This window comes from Geodermatophilus sp. SYSU D01180 (assembly GCF_054050415.1).
This window is the reverse complement of sequence record NZ_JBJGZH010000002.1, coordinates 71,246-88,227: the sequence shown is the minus strand read 5'-3', so window position 1 is coordinate 88,227 and position 16,982 is coordinate 71,246. Positions and strand designations below refer to the sequence as shown.

Genomic DNA, 16,982 nt, shown 5'->3' with positions numbered 1-16,982 from the left:
CGGTCGGGTGTCGCGCGGGACGACCCTCCCACGGCGGCGCGCGCCGGCGCGTCGTCCGCGGGGGATGGCCGGGTCACCGCCGCTGCGCGGCGTGCCGGTACTCGAGGAGGGCGTTGAGGTTGGCCTCCGCCTGCGTCCGCAGCTCGAGCGCCCTCGTGTCGCCCGGCCGCCCGCAGGCGCGCCGCGCGGTCCGGAGCTCGGCCAGTGCCCGCACGATGAGGGAGTCGAGGACGGTGAAGCGGTCCGGGGTCGGCGCCAGGGTGGACATGGCGGACCTCCCGCCGGTCGTCGCGGCCCGGTGCTGCCGGGTCCGGGCCGCGCAGGGCACGGCGTCCCGGACGTCCCCAGCCTGCCCCGAGGGCCGGCAGGGGTCATCGTCCGCCAGGGACGACCACGGGCGGCGGCCGGTCGTAGACGACCGAGGTCCGCAGCACCAGGTCCTGCACCGACCGGTTGCCCCGGCTGAAGAGCACCCACAGCAGGCCGACGGGGAACGCCACGCACAGCACCGCCCGCACCGCGGACCGGGCCCAGCCCAGCCGGTCCCCGCGGTCGTCGCCCACGCGCAGCCCGAGCAGCCGGTCGCCGTAGGTCCGCCCCGCGTCGACCCAGGTGACGGCGAGGTAGACCGCCAGCACCCCGAGCGCCCAGGCCAGCAGCGTCGAGGACGACGGCGCGGGGAAGGTGAAGCCGGCCGGGTTCACGAGGAAGCGGGCGGCCGCGACCGCCGCGTAGCCCCCGACCACGAGCAGCGCGACCAGCAGCAGGTCCACCACGTTGGCCAGCGCGCGGGTGACCAGGCCGGCGCGTCCGCCCCGCGGCTCCCCGTGCTCCCCGGGCGCCGGCGGCGGCACCGGCGTCGGGGCCGGCCGGGGTGCCGGTCGCGGTGCCGGGATGCCGGCCCGCGTGCCGCGCCGCTCCTCGGCCCGGGTCACGACGACGGCTCCGGACCGGCGGGGCCGCGGACGCCGTCGCCCGCGGCGGTCCGCCGGACGTGCCGGCGCAGCAGCCGGTCGACGACCCGCTCCACCGCCCGGTCGGCGTCGGCGCCCTGGTCGCGGACGGAGCGCACCACCTCCGAGGTCACCGAGCCGGTCGAGGCGCGCAGCAGGCCGGGCAGGTCGATGACCTCGACCACGTACCGCGCCAGCCCGGCGAGGTCCATGCGCAGGGCCGCGGCGTCGAGGTCGACGCGGGCGGCCGCGCGGTCGAGGTCGACCCGGTCCACCGCGGCGTCGAGGTCGACGCGCGCCACGGCGCGGTCGAGGTCCACCCGGTCCACGACGGCGTCGAGGTCGACGCGCCCGACGGCGCGGTCGAGGTCCACCCGGTCGACCACGCCGTCGAGGTCCACCCGGTCCAGCACCCGGCCGACGTCCACCCGGTCCACGACGGCGTCGAGGTCCACGCGGGCCACGGCGCGGTCGAGGTCGACCCGCGCCACGACGGCGTCGAGGTCGACCCGGTCGAGCACCCGGGCCACGTCGAGCCGGTCGGCCACGGCGTCGACGTCGACCCGGCCGACCACGGCGTCGAGGTCCACGCGGGCCACGGCGCGGTCGAGGTCCACCCGTGCCACCACGCCGTCGAGGTCGACCCGGTCGAGCACCCGGGCCACGTCGAGCCGGTCGGCCACCGCGTCGACGTCGAGCAGGGCCGCCAGCCGGTCGAGGTCCACGAACTCGCGGACCAGCGCCGGGACGTCGAGGCGGGCGAGCAGTCCCCGGGCCACCGCCGGGACCACGCGGTCGGCCGCCCCGGCCAGCGCGCGCGCCGTCGCCACCACCGGGTGGGCCAGCGCCTCCGGTGCGCGCCCGGGCCGGGGCAGGCGCGCGGCGACGGCGCGGCGGCGGGCGTCGGCGTGCTCCGCGAGGAGCCGGGTCAGCGCCGCCGTCACCTCGAGGACGGCGACCGCCGCCCGCACCACGTCGCGGACCGCGCCGTCGGCGTCGAACCGCTCCGACGGCGGCGGGACCGGCGGTGCACCGGCCGGCCGTGGCCCCACGACCGGTGGACCGCCGGGGTTCACGGCCACCGGGGGACGCCGCCCGCTGTCAGGACCATGCGCCCTCCCCAGCCCTCGGAGCCGCCAGCGTCCGGCAGCGGCCGGGGGCGTCCCTCATCCGGAATGGATGAACCCGTCCGCCGCGAGGGCGAGGGAGGCTCCGGTCGCTCCCCGCTCCTCCACCATGGATGACGTCGGGAGGCAGAGCCGGGGACCTTCTCCTCTGAGGTCCCCCTGTGGACATGACCAGGCTGGGTGCAGGACCGGTCACACGTCCGGCCCGTGGGTGCTCAGACGGGAGGCGCCGGGACGGGGGACGGCCTGCACCGCATGCGGGAGGACGCGCCATGGCGAGTCTGTCGCCGATCCACGCGACCGCGTCGGGGAGGGCGGTGCCCGCTGCTGCACGCTCCGGCCCCGCCCTGCTGGCGTCCAAGCTCACCCCGCCCGAGCCGGGGGACGCGACCGTCCCCCGCCCGCGGCTGACCACCGCGCTCTCCCGGGCGGTGCAGCGGTCGCCCCTGACCCTGGTCAGCGGGCCGGCGGGGTCCGGCAAGACGGTGCTGGCCGCCTCGTGGGCGCGCACCCGGCCGGACGACGGCCCGGTCGCCTGGCTCGCCGTCGACGACTACGACGACGCCGCGACGTTCTGGGACTACGTCGTCGGTGCGCTGGAGTCGGTGGGGCTCAGGCGCGACGGCCTGCCGCCCCTCGAGCCCGGGGAGCCGGAGCCGACGGGGTTCGTCCCGTCGCTCGCCGGCCGGGTGGCCGCGCTGCCCCGGCCGGTGACGCTGGTGGTCGACGACGCCGACCACGTGCGGGACCGCTCGGTCGGCGCGGGGCTGGACCTGCTCGTCCGGCACTCCGGCAGCGGGCTGCGGCTGGTGCTGTGCGCCCGCGCCGACCCGCCGCTGCCGCTGCACCAGTACCGGCTGGCCGGGTCCGTGTCGGAGATCCGCGCGGAGGAGCTGGCCTTCACCCCCGACGAGACCCGGGAGCTGTTCGCCGCGATGGGGGTGCCGGTGCCGGCGGAGGTCGCCCGGACGCTCCACGCGGAGGCGCGGGGGTGGGCGGTCGGCCTGCGGCTGGCGGGCGCCGCGCTCGCGCAGGGGGCGGCACCCGAGCACCTGGTGACCTCGCTCGCGCAGGACGACGGCAGCGTGGCGCAGTACCTGTTCGCGGAGGTGCTGCAGCGGCAGCCGGCGCCGGTGCGGAGGTTCCTGCTGCGGGTCAGCGTCACCGCGGAGCTGTGGCCGGACCTGGTGGACCGGCTGTGCGGGCGGCCGATCGGCCGGCGCGTCCTCGCGGGGCTGGCGCGGGCCAACGCCTTCGTCGAGGCCGCTCCTGGCGCGCCGGGCGGGTACCGCGTCCACCCGCTGTTCCGGGAGATGCTCCAGGCCCAGCTGGCCTTCGACCACCCCGGCGACGTCGCCACCCTGCACCGGACCTGCGCCGCCTGGTACGCCGCGGCCGGCCGGGTGCCCGAGGCGGTCCGGCACGCCGCCGCCGCGGAGGACTGGCCGGTGGTCGCGCGGCTGCTGGTCGACGACCTGCTGGTCCCGCGCCTGCTCGCGCACGGCACCGACCCCGCCCTGCACGGGGTGCACGCGCTGCCCGAGCGGTTCCGCGGCCCCGACGCCGCCGTGCTGCGGACCGCCGTCGCCCTCACCGACGAGGCCGCGCCCGCCGCCCCCGACCTCGCCGACGTCGCGGCGGCCCGCGGGGAGGGCTCCCGGCCGACGCTGCGCGCCTCGGCCGCGCTCGTCTCCCTGGCGACCGCCGCCGCCTCCGGGGTCCCCGCCGGCGCCCGGCTCGCCGAGGCCGACGCCACGGCCTCGCTGCTGGCCGCGCTCCCGGACGAGGACCGGCGGGACGGCGCGGCGGTGCTGGGCGCCCTGCGCGCGTCGGCGGCCCTCGGCACCGACGAGCCGACCGGGCAGCTGGCCGCCGGGCTGCGCACCGCGGCCGCCGCGGCCCAGGCGGCGGGCTCGCGGCCCCTGCGCAGCGGCACCGTCGCCTCCCTCGGGCTGCTCGAGGCCCTGGAGGGCCGGCTCAACCACGCCGTCGAGCTGGCCGGCGAGTCGGAGCGGCTCGCGGCCCAGGAGGGCCGGGACGACGCCACGCGCGAGCCGGCGTCGGCGACCGCCCTCGCGTGGACGCACCTGCGCCGCTACGACCTCCCCGCCGCCCGCGAGTGGCTGGGCCGGGCGCACGCCCGCACGCGGTCCCGGGGCGACGGCGCGGCCGGCGCCGCCCTGACGGAGCCGCTCCTCGCGGTGCTGCAGAGCCAGCTGCTGCGGCTGCGGCACGAGTACGACGCGGCCGAGCGGTGCCTGGGGCCGCACCTGCGGGGGGCATGCCTGCCCCGGTGGGTGGCCGAGCCGGTCATCAGCGAGGTGGTCCGGCTCGCGGTCGCCCGCGGGCACGTCACCGAGGGGCTGTCGATGCTCCGGGAGACCCGTGCCGACGAGCCGTGGAGCCGGCGGCTGCGCGCGACGGTGGACCTCCTGTCCGGGGACCCGGCCGCGGTCACGCCGACCGAGCCGACGGGCACCAGGGCGCCCGCCGCCGTCGTCGAGGCCCGGGTCATCCGCGCCTGCCAGCTGCTGGAGGCCGGCCACGCGCCCGCCGCGGTGGACGAGCTCGCCGAGGCCCTCGAGCTCGCCCGGCCCGAGCTGCTGCGCTGGCCCTTCATCGACACCCCACCCCAGGCCCGGCGGCTGCTGCGCACCCAGACCCGGCTGCAGGGGCCCGCCGCCTGGCTGAACCCGTCGGCGACCACCCCGCCGCGCCCGCACGGGACCCGTCCGGCGGCGCCCCGGGCGGTGCCGGACGTGGTCCAGGAGCTCAGCGAGCGGGAGACCGAGGTGCTGCGGCACCTGGCGGGGATGCTGTCCACGGCGGAGATCGCGGCGACCATGTTCATCTCGGTGAACACCGTCCGCACGCACATCCGCAGCATCCTGCGCAAGCTCGCCGTCAGCCGGCGCAACCAGGCGGTGCGGCGGGCCCGCGAGCTCGGCCTGGTCTGACCGACGGGCGCCGCCGGCGGGGCCGGGTCATGCGGAGCGGACGATGCCCACCCGCTCGCCGCGGCCCCACGCTGCTGCCGCACACGCCCCGGTCCCGCCCGCACGGGCCACCGGGTCCCGGGGCCGGACCGAGGAGGAGAGGCACGTGACAGACACCTCGCGCGCGGACTCGACGTCGACGAGCACGTCGGTGCCGCGGCCGCGCTACGAGCAGCAACCCCTCGAGGAGCGGCCGAGCGGCTGGGCGGGCTGGGTCGTCTTCGCCGGCGTCATGCTCGTCATGCTCGGCACGTTCCAGATCATCGAGGGCCTCATCGCCGTCTTCGACGACGGCTTCTACCTGGTCGCCGAGTCCGGCCTCGCGGTGAACGTCGACTACGACGTGTGGGGCTGGACGCACATGATCCTCGGCGCCATCGGGATCGCGGCGGGGCTCGGCCTGCTGGCGGGCAACATGGCCGCCCGGGTGGTCGGCGTCTGCATCGCGTTCCTGAGCGCGCTGGTGAACCTCGCGTTCATCGCCGCGTACCCGGTGTGGTCGATCCTCATGATCACGATCGACGTCATCGTGATCTACGCGATCATCGTCCACGGGCGGGAGCTGAAGTCCGACTACCGCTGACCGCCGTCCCCCGCGGGGGTGCCCGTCCCCGGACGGACACCCCCGCGGTCGTGCGGATCGTCCGCGCGGGAGGACGTGGACCGGCGGCGCCCGCGCCGACGCTGGGGCGACCGCCGTCCACCCGCACCCCCTGGGGCAGAGATGACCACGGACCTCCAGCAGCCGACCGACGCCGACCTCGACCAGATGGGACCGGTCGACTACCTCGTCGTCGCCTTCCCGGCCGACCGCATGACCGGCGAGGCCCTCCCGCTGCTGGTCGACCTCGTCGACCGCGGCGTCATCCGCGTCCTGGACCTGGTCTTCCTGCGCAAGGACGCCGACGGCACCGTCACGGCCCTCGAGCAGACCGACCTCCGGCGGATGCAGGTCCTCGAGGCGGCGCTGTTCGACGGCGCCCGCTCCGGCCTCCTCGGCGACGACGACCTCGCCGAGGCCGCCGCGGCGCTGGACCCGGGCACCGCGGCCGGCGTCCTCGTCTACGAGAACGTCTGGGCGGCGCCGTTCGCCCGCGCGCTGCGGCGCTCCGGCGGCCAGCTGGTCGCCTCGGGACACGTCCCGGTCCAGGCGATCCTCGCGGCGCTCGACGCCCTGGAGGCGGAGGAGCCGGCCCCCACCGAGCAGACCTGAGCGCGGCGGACCCGAGCGCGCGCCCGGCCGCTCAGAGCCGGGTGCGCCACTCCCGCTCGACGGCGGCCCAGCCCTCCGTCCACTGACGGTCCCGGCGGGCGTCCAGGGCGCAGCACAGGACGACGTGCAGCGTCCACGCCGCCAGCGGCACGCCCAGGAGGGTCAGGGCCCCCACCGCCGTCGCCGCCGCCGGGATCGTGCCGGGGTCCATCGGCTCGCGGGTGACCCGGCCGGCGTCGTCGACCCACACGGACACCGCGGTCCCCGCCGGGGTGTGCGGGCGCACGTGCAGCACCCCCTCGCGCGGCAGGCCGCCCGGTGCCGACCAGGTGGCGCGCGCCGGCACCATCCCGGCCGCGCGGTCGCCGATCCCGTCCGGGTCGAGCACGGCGGGCGCGTCCTCGCGCAGCACGGCGCGCACCTGGTGCCGCTCGGCGGCCTGCGTCGCGGCCTGCGCCTCGAGGGAGTGCCGCGTGGCCGTCGTGGCGGCGACCGCCAGCGGCGCGGCCAGCAGCAGGGACAGGACGACGGCGAGCCGGCCCAGCAGCTGCAGCCGGTCGGTGCCCCGCTTGAGCGGCCCCGAGCCCAGGGTGAACCGCCGGAGGGGGTGCAGCGGGCCGTCCACGGCGGGCTCCCCGGGTCACGCGGACGGCGTGTGCGCCCGGCGGGACGGGTGGGGGAGCAGGAAGGCGGCCAGCCACCCCACGACGGCGAACCCCCCGACCACCACGATCGCGGTGAGGAAGGGGGGGTTGCCCGCCGCGGCCGCGCCCACGAGCACCGACCCGGCGATCGCCACGCCGAGCGAGGACCCGAGGTTGGAGACGCTGCGCGAGACACCGGAGATGTCGCCCTGGACGTGCTCCGGCCACGCCGACTGCACCACGTTGACCGACGCGGTCAGCATCGCGCCGACGCCGAAGCCCACGAGGAACAGCCCGGGCCAGAACGTCCAGACCGCGGAGTCCTGGCGGGCCAGCGCCACCAGCAGCGCCAGCCCCGCGACGGTGAGGGTGAAGCCGGCGCGGATCAGCAGGCGCTGCGGGTGCCGGCTGGCCATCCGCTGCGCCGCGGCGGAGGACAGCAGGATGCCCACGGTCGCCGGCAGCAGCATCAGGCCGGTCTGCACGGCCGAGTAGCCCCGCTCCTGCTGCAGGAAGACCGAGATCACGAAGAACGAGCCCTGCATGACCAGCCACTGCACGGTCTGGGTGGTCAGCCCGAGGTTCGACGTGCGGTTGCGGAACAGCGAGGGCGAGACCAGGGGCGTGCGGCCGTGCCGCTCGCGGTTCTGCGCGTGCAGGAGGAAGACGGCCAGGAACACGCCGCCCAGGGCGACCAGCACCCACACCCGGGACGAGGTCCAGCCCTGGGTGCCGGTCTGCAGGATTCCGAAGACGACGAGGAAGAGACCGGCGGCCGACAGGACGGCACCCAGCAGGTCGAAGCGCGGGCGCTGCGCGGGGAGCGGCGGGTCGTCGATCCGGCGGGCGAGCAGCACGATCGCGGCGACGACCACGGCCTGCAGCACGAACGAGGCCCGCCAGCTCACGTAGCTGGTGATCAGGCCGCCGATCAGCGGTCCGGCGGCCGCGCCCAGCCCCGCGGCGCCGCTGACGACGCCGAACCACTTGGCGCGGGTCCGCACGTCCTCGAACACGACGGTGATGAGGATGTAGATGGGCGGGATGAGCAGCGCCGACCCGATGCCCTCGAGGAGCGAGTAGCCGACGGTCAGCACGGCCAGCCCCGGCGCGAACGCGGCCAGCAGGGCGCCGGCGCCGTAGACCAGCAGGCCGAGGACGAAGCAGCGCTTGCGGCCCCAGATGTCGGTGAGCTTGCTGCCGGGGATCATCAGCGCCGCCATCGTCAGCGTGAACAGCGTGATGGTGGTCTGGATCCCCGCGACGTCGGTGTCGAGGTCGTCGGCGATCGTGCTGATCGCGACGTTCATGTTCGACGCCGCGTAGCTGGCGATGAACTGCGCGAGGGCGAGCGGCAGGACGACGGCCCCGGCCGTCGCGGTGGCCGCCGCGCCTGCGGCGCCGGTCCTGGTCACGGGAGGTCCTCCGGGATGGGATCGGCGCCGCAGGCGGACGGGGTCAGGACGTGCGCTGCTCGGGGATGACGTCGGCCAGGGCCTCCGCGCCCAGCACGGCGCGCAGGATGTTGCCGGCGGCCGCGGTGATCCGCGGGGTGCCCACCAGCGGGGCGATGGCGACGAGCACGGACTGCGCCTGCTCGACCGTGACGCCCGAGTCCTGGGCCATGCCGAGGGTGACCGCGTACGACGCCGGCGGTGCGCCGACGGCCACGAGCACGGCCAGGCGGACGAGCAGGTACGTGTCGGGGTCCAGGCCGGAACGCTCGAGCGCGTCGAGGTTCATGGCGAGGACTGTCTCGATCACCGGGGCGTCCCCCCGGGCGAGGCCGTCGAGGGTGTCGTCGGGGACGGTCTGGGTCATGGCTCCTCCTGGGGTGGGCCGCCTGGGGCGGGCCGACGTCTGGGGTGGTCCGGCGGTGCCCAGCCTCGGCACGGCGGGCGCCGCCGGACCTCCCCCTGCGCGGACGAGACGGCCGGCTCAGCGGGCGCCGGCGACGTGCGGCGCACGCCCGTCGAGCGCCGCGTCGAGGGTGAGGGCCGCGTCGATGAGGGCCAGGTGCGTGAACGCCTGCGGGAAGTTCCCGATCTGCTCGCCGGTGAGGGCGATCTCCTCGGAGTACAGGCCCACGTGGTTGCCGTAGGTCAGCATCTTCTCGAAGGCGGTGCGGGCGTCGTCGAGCCGGCCGGCGCGGGTGAGCGCGTCGACGTAGGCGAACGTGCACAGCGAGAACGTCCCCTCCGACCCGCGCAGCCCGTCCGGGGAGGCCTCGGGGTCGTAGCGGTAGACCAGGCTGTCGGTCACCAGCTCGCGGTCCATCGCCCGCAGGGTCGACTCCCACATCGGGTCGCGGCCGTCGATGAACCCGACGGTGGGCATCCGCAGCAGCGCGGAGTCCAGGACGTCGGTGTCGTAGTGCTGGACGAACGCGTTGCGGCCGGTGTGGAAGCCGCGGTCGAGGACCTGGCGGTAGACGGCGTCCCGCTCGGCGGTCCAGCGCTCGAGCGAGGCAGGACGGCCGTGCTCGGTCGCCAGCCGGATGCCGCGGTCGAAGGCCACCCAGCTCATGACCCGCCCGTAGGTGAACGGCTCGCGCCCGCCGCGGGTCTCCCAGATGCCCTCCTCCGGCTGGTCCCAGTTGTCGGTCAGCCAGTCGAGCACCCGGGTGACTGCCGTCCAGCCCTGCGCGGGCAGCGGCAGGCCGGCCCGGATGCCGCTGTAGAGGCTGTCGAGCGCCTCGCCGTAGATGTCGAGCTGCAGCTGCTCGGCCGCGCCGTTGCCGATGCGCACCGGTGCCGAGCCGCGGTAGCCCCGCCAGTGCTCGAGCACGTCCTCCTTGAGGTCGGAGGAGCCGTCGATCCGGTACATGATGTTGAGCGGTCCGCTGTCGCTGCCGGCCCGCTCGCGGATCCGGTCGCCCAGCCAGCGGCCGAAGTACGCCGCCTCCTCGCGCATCCCCAGCCGCAGCAGCGCGTGCACGGAGAACGACGCGTCGCGCACCCACGTGAACCGGTAGTCCCAGTTGCGCTCGCCGCCGACCTGCTCCGGCAGCGCCGCGGTCGGGGCCGCCACGATGCCGCCGCTGGGTGCGTAGGTCATGAGCTTCAGCGTGATCGCCGACCGCTGCACGACCTCGCGCCAGCGGCCGCGGTAGGTGGACCGGTCCACCCACGACCGCCAGCCGGCGACGGTCTCGGCGAGCAGCGCCCGGACCTCGGACGGGCGGATCTCCCGCGGCCGGACGTCCGCGCCGGTCTGCAGCACGACGCCGCGCGTCTGCCCGGCCTCCAGCGTGATCGTGGCGTGCACGTCGGTGCCGTCCAGCCGCGCCTCCGCGAGCCGCTCGTCGTCGGCCTCGCGGACGAGGTGCAGCGTCAGCTGTGCGCCGGCCGACGTGAAGACGGCGCCGCCGGAGGCGACGTCGACCCGGTGCGGCTGCCGGCCGTAGTCGAAGCGGGGGGCGACGTCGACCTCGAAGGTCACCCGCCCGCGGACGCACTGCAGCATGCGCACGATGCGGTGGTCGTCGGTGGCGGCGGTCCCGGCGGTGGGCATGAAGTCGAGGACCTGCCCCATGCCCCCCGGGGTGAAGAACCGGGTCACGAGGACGGCGGTGTCGGGCAGGTACATCTGCGACGACGTCCAGTCGGTGCCGGTCGGGCGGATCCGGAAGTGCCCGCCGCGCTCGTCGTCGAGGATCGCGCCGAAGACGCTGGGCGAGTCGAACCGAGGGGAGCAGAACCAGTCGATCGACCCGTCGGTGGTGACCAGCGCGGCGGTCTGCAGGTCGCCGATGATCCCGTGGTCGGCGATGGCCGTCTCGGGCCGGGCGGTCGCGGGCGGGAGGGTGTCGGTCATGGCGGCGACCGTGGTGCCGGGGCCCCCGGGTCGCCTCATCCCCGACGGGTGATGAGCGGCCGGCCGCGAGCCCCTCACGCTGGGTCGCCGCCGGCGGGCACCCCGCTCCTGCCGGGCAGGGAGGTGGGTCCCGTGCGCCGCTTCGCCACCGGGCTGCTGCTGCTCGTCAGCGCCCTCGCCCTCGTCCTGGCGAGCACGTCGCTGTGGGTCCGCCAGAACGTGGTGGACACGCAGGCGTTCGTGTCGAACGTCGAGACGGTCGTCGACCTGCCGGCGGTGGAGGCCCGCGTCACCGAACAGGTCACGGCGACGGTGATGGCCAACCCCGAGGTGCAGACCGCGATCGACGACGTCGTCGTGGCACTGCCCGACCGGCTGCAGCAGTACCGGTCGACCGTGGAGGGCGGCGTCAGCTCGCTCGTGTCGGCCGGGGTGAGCCGGTTGCTCGCCTCCGACCCGTTCCGCCCGCTGACGGAGTCCGCGCTGACCTCCGCGCACGACCAGCTGGTCGCCGGGGAACCGGTGCAGTTCACGCTCGGGCAGGCGAAGGAGCGCATCCCCGCCTCGGTGCAGGACGGCCTCGCCGGCCAGGTCCTCGACCTCGTGCCCGACGACGTCGGCGTCACCCTCCTGACCCCGGCGCAGAGCCCGGAGGTCTACAACGCGGTCGACCTGCTCCGGTCGGTCTGGTGGTGGCTGGGCCTGGTGTCGCTGGGCACGCTCGCGGGCGCGCTCGCCGTCTCCCGGCACCGGCGCGGCACCGTGCGGGCGTGGGCGGTGACGACGGCCGTGTTCGTCCTGCTCGTCCTGCTCGCCCTGCGGATCGGCCGCGGCATGGTGGTCCAGGCGGCCCGGCCCGACAACCGGGACGCCGTGGGCGCGGTGTACGACGTCTTCGCCGGTGACCTGCGGACCTGGACGCTGTGGCTGCTCGTCGCCGCCGTGCTCCTCGGCGTGCTGACCGTCGTGTGGGGCCGGCTCGGCCTCGTCGCCGGCGTGCGGCGGGGCGCGGCGTCGGCCCGGGACGAGCTGCAGCGCCGCCGGGAGCGGGCGCGGACGGCCCGCGTGGCCACCGCCGAGGGCGCGGCCGACGCCGGCACCCCCGCCGCCGTGCCCACCGCCGGGGAGCCCTGGACGCGGCGCACCGCCGCCTGGGCGCGCGCGTTCGCGGACGGCCTGGACCTGCCCGGGCGGACCGCCCGGTGGGGTGCGGCGGTGCGCGACCACCTCGGCCCGGCACGGTGGGCCGGCATCGTGCTCGGTGCCGTCGTGCTGCTGCTGTGGCCGTCGCCGACCCTGTCGGTGCTGATCTGGGTCGCCGCCCTGGTCGCGCTGTGGATCGGCGCCCTGGAGTGGCTGAGCAGCCGCGCGCCGGCCGCGGCCCCTGCCGCGCCGGGACCGGGCGTCCCCGCCGCGGACGGGGTGCCGGCCGGGGTGCCGGCCCCGCGCCCGGGCCCGGAGACGGGCGGCGTGCTGGTCGGTGCCGCCGCGACGACGGCCTCGGGGACGGCCGCGGGGACGGCGGCGGCCGGGGCGCCGGCGGCCGCCGGGTCCCCGCCCGCGCCCGCGCCCGTCCCCGACGCCGAGCGGCTGGTCCCGGCCCTGCCCGCCGAGGCGATCTCCACCCTCGAGGACCGGCTCGACCTTCTCCTGCGCCTGGGCGCCGCCCGGGACGCCGGCGTCCTGTCCGAGGAGGAGTTCCTCCGGGTGAAGAACCGGCTGCTGGCCTCGTGAGCGGGCCGGGTCAGCCGTCCCCGCCGGGGGCCGGGCCGCCCGACTGGGTCGCCCGGCGGCGGTCCACCGCGCCGAGGAACAGCTTGAGCACGAGCCCGATGAGCACCAGGTCGCCGACCATCAGCACGGTGGTGAGGACCCGGGCGACGGTGCTGACCGCGCTGATGTCCCCGAAGCCCACCGTGGCGAACACGGTGACCACGAAGTAGACGCCGTCGACGCGGTCCAGCGGCTCGCTGAACGCCCGCGGGTCGCTGCCCGACAGCTGCACGAAGACGGTCGCGAACAGCAGCAGGAACAGCGGCAGCGACAGCGCGATGCCCTCGACCGCCTGCAGCCCCGGGTGCCGGGAACGCAGGATCGCCCGCACCTGCACGACGACCAGCACCCCGACGGCGAGGACCCCGGCGCCGAGCGCGAGGACCGTGCCCACGGTGAACGCCCGGTCGAGGGGAAGCAGGGCGTAGACGACGAGCAGCCCCGCCGTCGTGAGCAGCGTCCGCGCGGCACCCCGCAGCAGCGGGCCGCGCCCGGGCAGGCCGTGCGGCGACGCCGCCGGCCCGGCGGTGGCGCCGGGTGGCCGGTCGGTGCTCGCCGGGCCTCCCACGCGCGCAGCGTCCCGGTGCCCGTCCGCGACGCGGATCACCCGGCCCGGGTGACCCGGGTCAGACGTCGCGCTCCACGGGCACCCGGCCCGCGGCGGCCGCGTCGGCCAGCTGGCGGTGGTCGCCCTCGGTGACGTCGGCGCACGCCTCCGCGTAGTCGGCGAGCGCCTGCTCGAACGCCGGCGAGGAGCCCAGGTAGCCGGCGATCGCGATGCGGTCACCGGTGCGGGCGTGCGCCCGGGCCAGGCACCAGGCGCACACCGCGCCGAGGGTCTGCAGTCCCTCGGGGCGCAGGTCGCCGAGCTCGACCGACCCCTTCCAGTCCCGCAGCTGCCGGACGTAGAAGTCCCGCTCCACGCCGTCGACGCCGGCGGTCCGCTCCCAGCCGAGGAAGACGTCGCTGGCCTGCTGCATGAGGCGCTGGCCGGCCACCACCCGCTCGCCCTGGTGGGTGTAGCGGCTGGGCCCGACGAACTCGGCGTGCACCGAGGGGCCGGCCTCCTTGACTTGGAGCAGCAGCGGGTCGTCGTCGTCGCGCCCGACGAGCAGGACCACCCAGCAGCGGGTGCCCACGCTGCCCACCCCGACGACCTTGCGGGCCATGTCGACGAACGCGTACCGCTCCAGGAGCGTGCGGCGGTCGACCTGCAGCGAGCTCCGGTACAGCCGGATCAGGCCGTGGAAGGCGCCGGCCGGGTCCGGGCCCTCCGCCCCGGGCACGAGGTCGCGCAGCGGCGTCAGCAGCGGGGGCTCGGCCTTGATCCGCAGCCGGCCGTCGGCCACCTCGGTGAGCTTGCCGAACGCCTGGAGGCTGTCGCGGGTCCGCGCCCGCTCGAGCGCGCGGGCCAGCCGCTTGCGCGCACCGGCTCCGAGCTGCGCGGCCAGGTCGTGCTGCAGCACCTCGGCGTCGAGCCCCGCGTACCAGACCTCGATGTCCCGCTGCCCCGCGAACTCCGCCATCGCCGTCCGGTAGCGCGCGCCGGCGGCGACGGTGACCGCCCGGCGCTGCTTGCGCGACAGGCCGTTCTCCCGGCCGGCGAGCTCCAGGCTGGCGACCAGCCGCCGGACGTCGTGCTCGAAGGGGCCCGGCAGGGTCTCGTCGAAGTCGTTGGTGTCGAACAGCAGCCGCCGCTCGGGCGAGCCGAACAGCCCGAAGTTGGCGGCGTGCGCGTCCCCGCACATCTGCACGGTCAGGCCCGAGCGGGACGCGCCGGCCTGGTCGGCCGCCATGACGCGGGCGGCGCCGCGGTAGTAGGCGAACGGGGACGCGAGCATCCGCCCGTAGCGGATCGGCACCAGCTCGGGCACCCGGTCCGCCGCCTGCTCCACGAGCAGGGTGAGCGGGTCGCGGGTGCGCGTCGCCCGCGGGGACTCGGCGAGCGCGTCGAGCGGGGCGGTGGCGCGCAGTGCCTTCCCCGCGGCCCGCCGCTGCTGCGGCGTGGGCCGCGGCGGCCGGCCGGCCCCGTGCGGGGGCCGGTCCTCGACGGCGACCGCCGTCCCGGTCAGCACCTCGTTCCCGTCGAGCACGGTGCCGCCGCCTCCGCGGCGCGCCTCCCGGGTCGGGATCGTGGTCCGGGCCGTCCGGCGTGCGGCTGCGCCTGTGCTCATGGCCCGACGGTGCCGGGCCGGACCGCGCGGTGGCCTCATCCGGCGGGGATGAGGACGTCCCGGCCCCGGACGGCGACCCTCGGCGCCGGAACGCAGCCGGGAGGAAACCGCGATGAGCACCGACCTGTCCCGTCCCTCCGTGACCGTCCCGCCCCGGCGCAGTGGCGCGCGCGTGGTGGTCGGGCTGCTCGGCCTGGCCGTCGTGGTCCTCGGGGTCGTCCTGCTGGCCAACCCGGTCGCCGCCGCGCGCAGCCTCGCCCTGCTCGTCGGGCTCTCGTTCGTCGTCGGGGGGCTGCTGGAGATCGCCGTCGGGTGGGACTCGGGGCGCTCCCGCGGGGCCTCGGTGCTGCTGGGCGCCGTCCTCGTGATCGGCGGCGTCCTGGCCGCGGTCTGGCCCGGCGTGACGCTCTGGACGCTGGTGCTGGTCACCGCGCTGTCGCTGCTCGTCCACGGCGCCGGCCGCATCGCCCTGGCCGTCGTCGGGCGGGACCGGGTCGACGGGCGGGGCTGGCTGGCCGCGCTCGGCGTCGTCGACGTCGTCGTCGGCGTGCTGGCCCTCACCTGGCCGGAGGCCACGGTCCTGGTGCTGTGCGTCCTGTTCGGCGTCCAGGTGCTGTTCCTCGGCCTGGCGCTGGTGGCCGTCGCCTTCCTGCGCCCCGCCGGCGGAGCGGCCGTCGGCCGGTGACCCGCAGGACGACCCAGCCCCGCCCGCCCCGCACACGGGGGACGGGAACGAGAGGGACAGGACCGAGAGAACAGGAGCCGACATGCCAGGACTGCTCCGCGGCGTCGCCCGCACGGCCGTCGTCGCAGGCACGGCCAGTGCCGTGTCCGGCCGCGTCCGGCGGCGTCAGGCCAACCGGTGGGCGCAGCAGGACGCGGCCGCCGCGCCGCAGCCGGCAGCCGCGCCGGTGCCCCCGCCGCGGACCGACACCGACACCAAGCTCGCCCAGCTGCGCGAGCTGGGTCAGCTGCACGACTCGGGCGTCCTGGACGACGCCGAGTTCGCCCTCCAGAAGAGCCGGATCCTCGACTCCTGACCCCCGGGCCGCCGGTCCGGTGCACCCATCCCCGAGGAGGAAGTACATGGCCACCATGACCGTCTGGACGTTCCCCACCGCCGGCGGCGCCGAGCGGGCCCAGGCCACGCTCGCCGACCTGCAGCGCCGGGAGCTGATCCGGATCCACGACGCCGCGATCGTCACCTACCCCGAGGGGGCGCGGAAGCCGAAGACCCGTCAGCTGCACAACCTGGCCGGTGCCGGCGCCCTGGGCGGCGCGTTCTGGGGGATGCTGTTCGGCCTGATCTTCCTCGTCCCGCTGCTCGGCATGGCGGTCGGCGCGGCGATGGGTGCCCTCACCGGCAGCATGACCGACGTCGGCATCGACGACGCCTTCATCCGCCGGATGCGCGAGGAGATCCGGCCCGGGACCTCGGCGCTGTTCGTCCTCTCCTCGGACGCGGTCGTGGACCGGGTCCGGGAGGCGTTCGCGGGCCAGGAGATGACCCTGGTGGAGAGCAACCTCAGCAACGACCAGGAGACCAAGCTGCGCGAGGTCTTCGCCGACACCGAGGCGCCCGCGCCCGCGACGACGGGCTGAGCGCTCCCCGGGACGGGGGGGGGGGGGGGGGGGGGGGGGGGGGGGGGGGGGGGGGGGGGGGGGGGGGGGGGGGGGGGGGGGGGGGGGGGGGGGGGGCGGCGCGGGGCCGCGCGGGCGCCGCGGCGGCCGGGCCCCGTCGCGTCCGCGGTCAGTGCACGAGCGCCTTCAGCGCGACGAGACCCGCGCCGACGAGGGCCACGAGCGCGCCCCTGACCAGCGCCTGGAAGGTGGACCCGCCGGCCAGCCGCACACCCCAGTAGCCGTAGCACCCGATCAGGCCCACCCCGGACCACTTGGCGACGGTGAACGCGGTGCCGGTCGCGAGCACGCCGAGCGCGGCGAGCAGGAAGAAGACGGCGGGGAACACCACGCCGAACCCGACCGCCGCGGCGTCCTCGGTCATGTGCACGACCTCGGGGCGGGTGACCCGCCGCCGCGCGCGGGTCTCGGTGCCCACCACGTCGCTGTAGACCTCGGCGAGGCCCACGGCCACGGCGGTCCCCAGCAGCCACACGGCCATGACGCCGGGCGAGGGCGGGTGCTGCTCGACCGCGACGACCAGCGCCAGGCCGATGATCGAGCCGTACACGACCCGGCCGACCTGCCGGGAGCCCAGGTGCGCCTCGAGTCCGGCTCGCATGCGCCGCAGCCTGGGGGCCGCCCGCCGGGCCGCACATCGTCCGC

The 16,982-nt window shown here is 76.9% G+C and carries 17 protein-coding genes; 7 read left to right on the top strand and 10 right to left on the bottom strand.

What is annotated here, in order from left to right; genetic code table 11:
• Positions 1-73: 73 nt before the first annotated feature.
• The 3 genes from ACI8AA_RS03150 to ACI8AA_RS03140 all read right to left on the bottom strand — a co-directional run bounded on the left by ACI8AA_RS03150 (position 74) and on the right by ACI8AA_RS03140 (position 2,005).
• Entirely contained in the window at positions 74-268 is a 195-nt protein-coding gene (locus ACI8AA_RS03150) for a hypothetical protein (protein ID WP_457043065.1), read from the bottom strand.
• 103 nt (positions 269-371) lie between these two features.
• Positions 372-935, bottom strand: coding sequence for an RDD family protein (locus ACI8AA_RS03145; protein WP_457043064.1), 564 nt, complete (start codon positions 933-935; stop codon positions 372-374).
• Complete coding sequence (locus ACI8AA_RS03140) at positions 932-2,005, bottom strand: hypothetical protein (protein ID WP_457043063.1); 1,074 nt, start codon at positions 2,003-2,005, stop codon at positions 932-934. Before ACI8AA_RS03140 ends, ACI8AA_RS03145 begins: the two co-directional genes overlap by 4 nt.
• A 392-nt stretch (positions 2,006-2,397) precedes the next feature.
• On the opposite strand from ACI8AA_RS03140, the gene ACI8AA_RS03135 reads away from it, so the two are divergent.
• The 3 genes from ACI8AA_RS03135 to ACI8AA_RS03125 all read left to right on the top strand — a co-directional run bounded on the left by ACI8AA_RS03135 (position 2,398) and on the right by ACI8AA_RS03125 (position 6,289).
• Entirely contained in the window at positions 2,398-5,037 is a 2,640-nt protein-coding gene (locus ACI8AA_RS03135) for a LuxR C-terminal-related transcriptional regulator (RefSeq protein WP_457043062.1), read from the top strand.
• A gap of 145 nt (positions 5,038-5,182) precedes the next feature.
• Positions 5,183-5,659 carry a DUF7144 family membrane protein gene (locus tag ACI8AA_RS03130; RefSeq protein ID WP_457043061.1) on the top strand — a complete coding sequence of 159 codons (477 nt, stop codon included), beginning with the start codon at positions 5,183-5,185 and terminating at the stop codon, positions 5,657-5,659.
• A gap of 141 nt (positions 5,660-5,800) precedes the next feature.
• Positions 5,801-6,289 (top strand): DUF6325 family protein, encoded by a 489-nt coding sequence (locus ACI8AA_RS03125; RefSeq protein WP_457043060.1) that lies wholly within the window; start codon positions 5,801-5,803, stop codon positions 6,287-6,289.
• A 31-nt stretch (positions 6,290-6,320) separates the two neighbouring features.
• On the opposite strand, the gene ACI8AA_RS03120 is transcribed toward ACI8AA_RS03125, so the two are convergent.
• From ACI8AA_RS03120 to ACI8AA_RS03105, 4 genes are all read right to left on the bottom strand, one after another.
• On the bottom strand, positions 6,321-6,914 hold the full coding sequence (locus ACI8AA_RS03120; protein ID WP_457043059.1) for an Rv1733c family protein: 594 nt from the start codon (positions 6,912-6,914) through the stop codon (positions 6,321-6,323).
• 15 nt (positions 6,915-6,929) lie between these two features.
• Positions 6,930-8,348 (bottom strand): MFS transporter, encoded by a 1,419-nt coding sequence (locus tag ACI8AA_RS03115; protein WP_457043058.1) that lies wholly within the window; start codon positions 8,346-8,348, stop codon positions 6,930-6,932.
• Positions 8,349-8,391: 43 nt separating this feature from the next.
• Entirely contained in the window at positions 8,392-8,754 is a 363-nt protein-coding gene (locus ACI8AA_RS03110; RefSeq protein ID WP_457043057.1) for a carboxymuconolactone decarboxylase family protein, read from the bottom strand.
• Positions 8,755-8,871: 117 nt separating this feature from the next.
• Positions 8,872-10,749, bottom strand: a complete 1,878-nt coding sequence (locus ACI8AA_RS03105; RefSeq protein WP_457043056.1) for a glycoside hydrolase family 15 protein — start codon at positions 10,747-10,749, stop codon at positions 8,872-8,874.
• 132 nt (positions 10,750-10,881) lie between these two features.
• Here ACI8AA_RS03105 and ACI8AA_RS03100 point away from each other — a divergent pair, with 132 nt between their 5' ends.
• Complete coding sequence (locus ACI8AA_RS03100) at positions 10,882-12,483, top strand: hypothetical protein (protein ID WP_457043055.1); 1,602 nt, start codon at positions 10,882-10,884, stop codon at positions 12,481-12,483.
• Positions 12,484-12,493: 10 nt separating this feature from the next.
• Here the strand turns inward: ACI8AA_RS03100 and ACI8AA_RS03095 are convergent, their stop codons facing one another.
• On the bottom strand, positions 12,494-13,090 hold the full coding sequence (locus ACI8AA_RS03095; RefSeq protein ID WP_457043054.1) for a potassium channel family protein: 597 nt from the start codon (positions 13,088-13,090) through the stop codon (positions 12,494-12,496).
• Positions 13,091-13,148: 58 nt separating this feature from the next.
• Positions 13,149-14,696 carry a DUF2252 domain-containing protein gene (locus ACI8AA_RS03090; protein ID WP_457043053.1) on the bottom strand — a complete coding sequence of 516 codons (1,548 nt, stop codon included), beginning with the start codon at positions 14,694-14,696 and terminating at the stop codon, positions 13,149-13,151.
• A gap of 112 nt (positions 14,697-14,808) precedes the next feature.
• On the opposite strand from ACI8AA_RS03090, the gene ACI8AA_RS03085 reads away from it, so the two are divergent.
• The 3 genes from ACI8AA_RS03085 (at position 14,809) to ACI8AA_RS03075 (ending at position 16,298) form a co-directional block, all read left to right on the top strand.
• Positions 14,809-15,381 carry an HdeD family acid-resistance protein gene (locus tag ACI8AA_RS03085; protein WP_457043052.1) on the top strand — a complete coding sequence of 191 codons (573 nt, stop codon included), beginning with the start codon at positions 14,809-14,811 and terminating at the stop codon, positions 15,379-15,381.
• A gap of 82 nt (positions 15,382-15,463) precedes the next feature.
• Positions 15,464-15,736, top strand: coding sequence for an SHOCT domain-containing protein (locus tag ACI8AA_RS03080; RefSeq protein WP_457043051.1), 273 nt, complete (start codon positions 15,464-15,466; stop codon positions 15,734-15,736).
• A gap of 46 nt (positions 15,737-15,782) precedes the next feature.
• The gene (locus ACI8AA_RS03075; protein WP_457043050.1) at positions 15,783-16,298 is read left to right on the top strand and encodes a DUF1269 domain-containing protein; all 516 of its coding nucleotides are present in this window, start codon (positions 15,783-15,785) and stop codon (positions 16,296-16,298) included.
• A 148-nt stretch (positions 16,299-16,446) separates the two neighbouring features.
• On the opposite strand, the gene ACI8AA_RS03070 is transcribed toward ACI8AA_RS03075, so the two are convergent.
• On the bottom strand, positions 16,447-16,938 hold the full coding sequence (locus ACI8AA_RS03070) for a hypothetical protein (RefSeq protein ID WP_457043049.1): 492 nt from the start codon (positions 16,936-16,938) through the stop codon (positions 16,447-16,449).
• Positions 16,939-16,982: the final 44 nt, after the last annotated feature.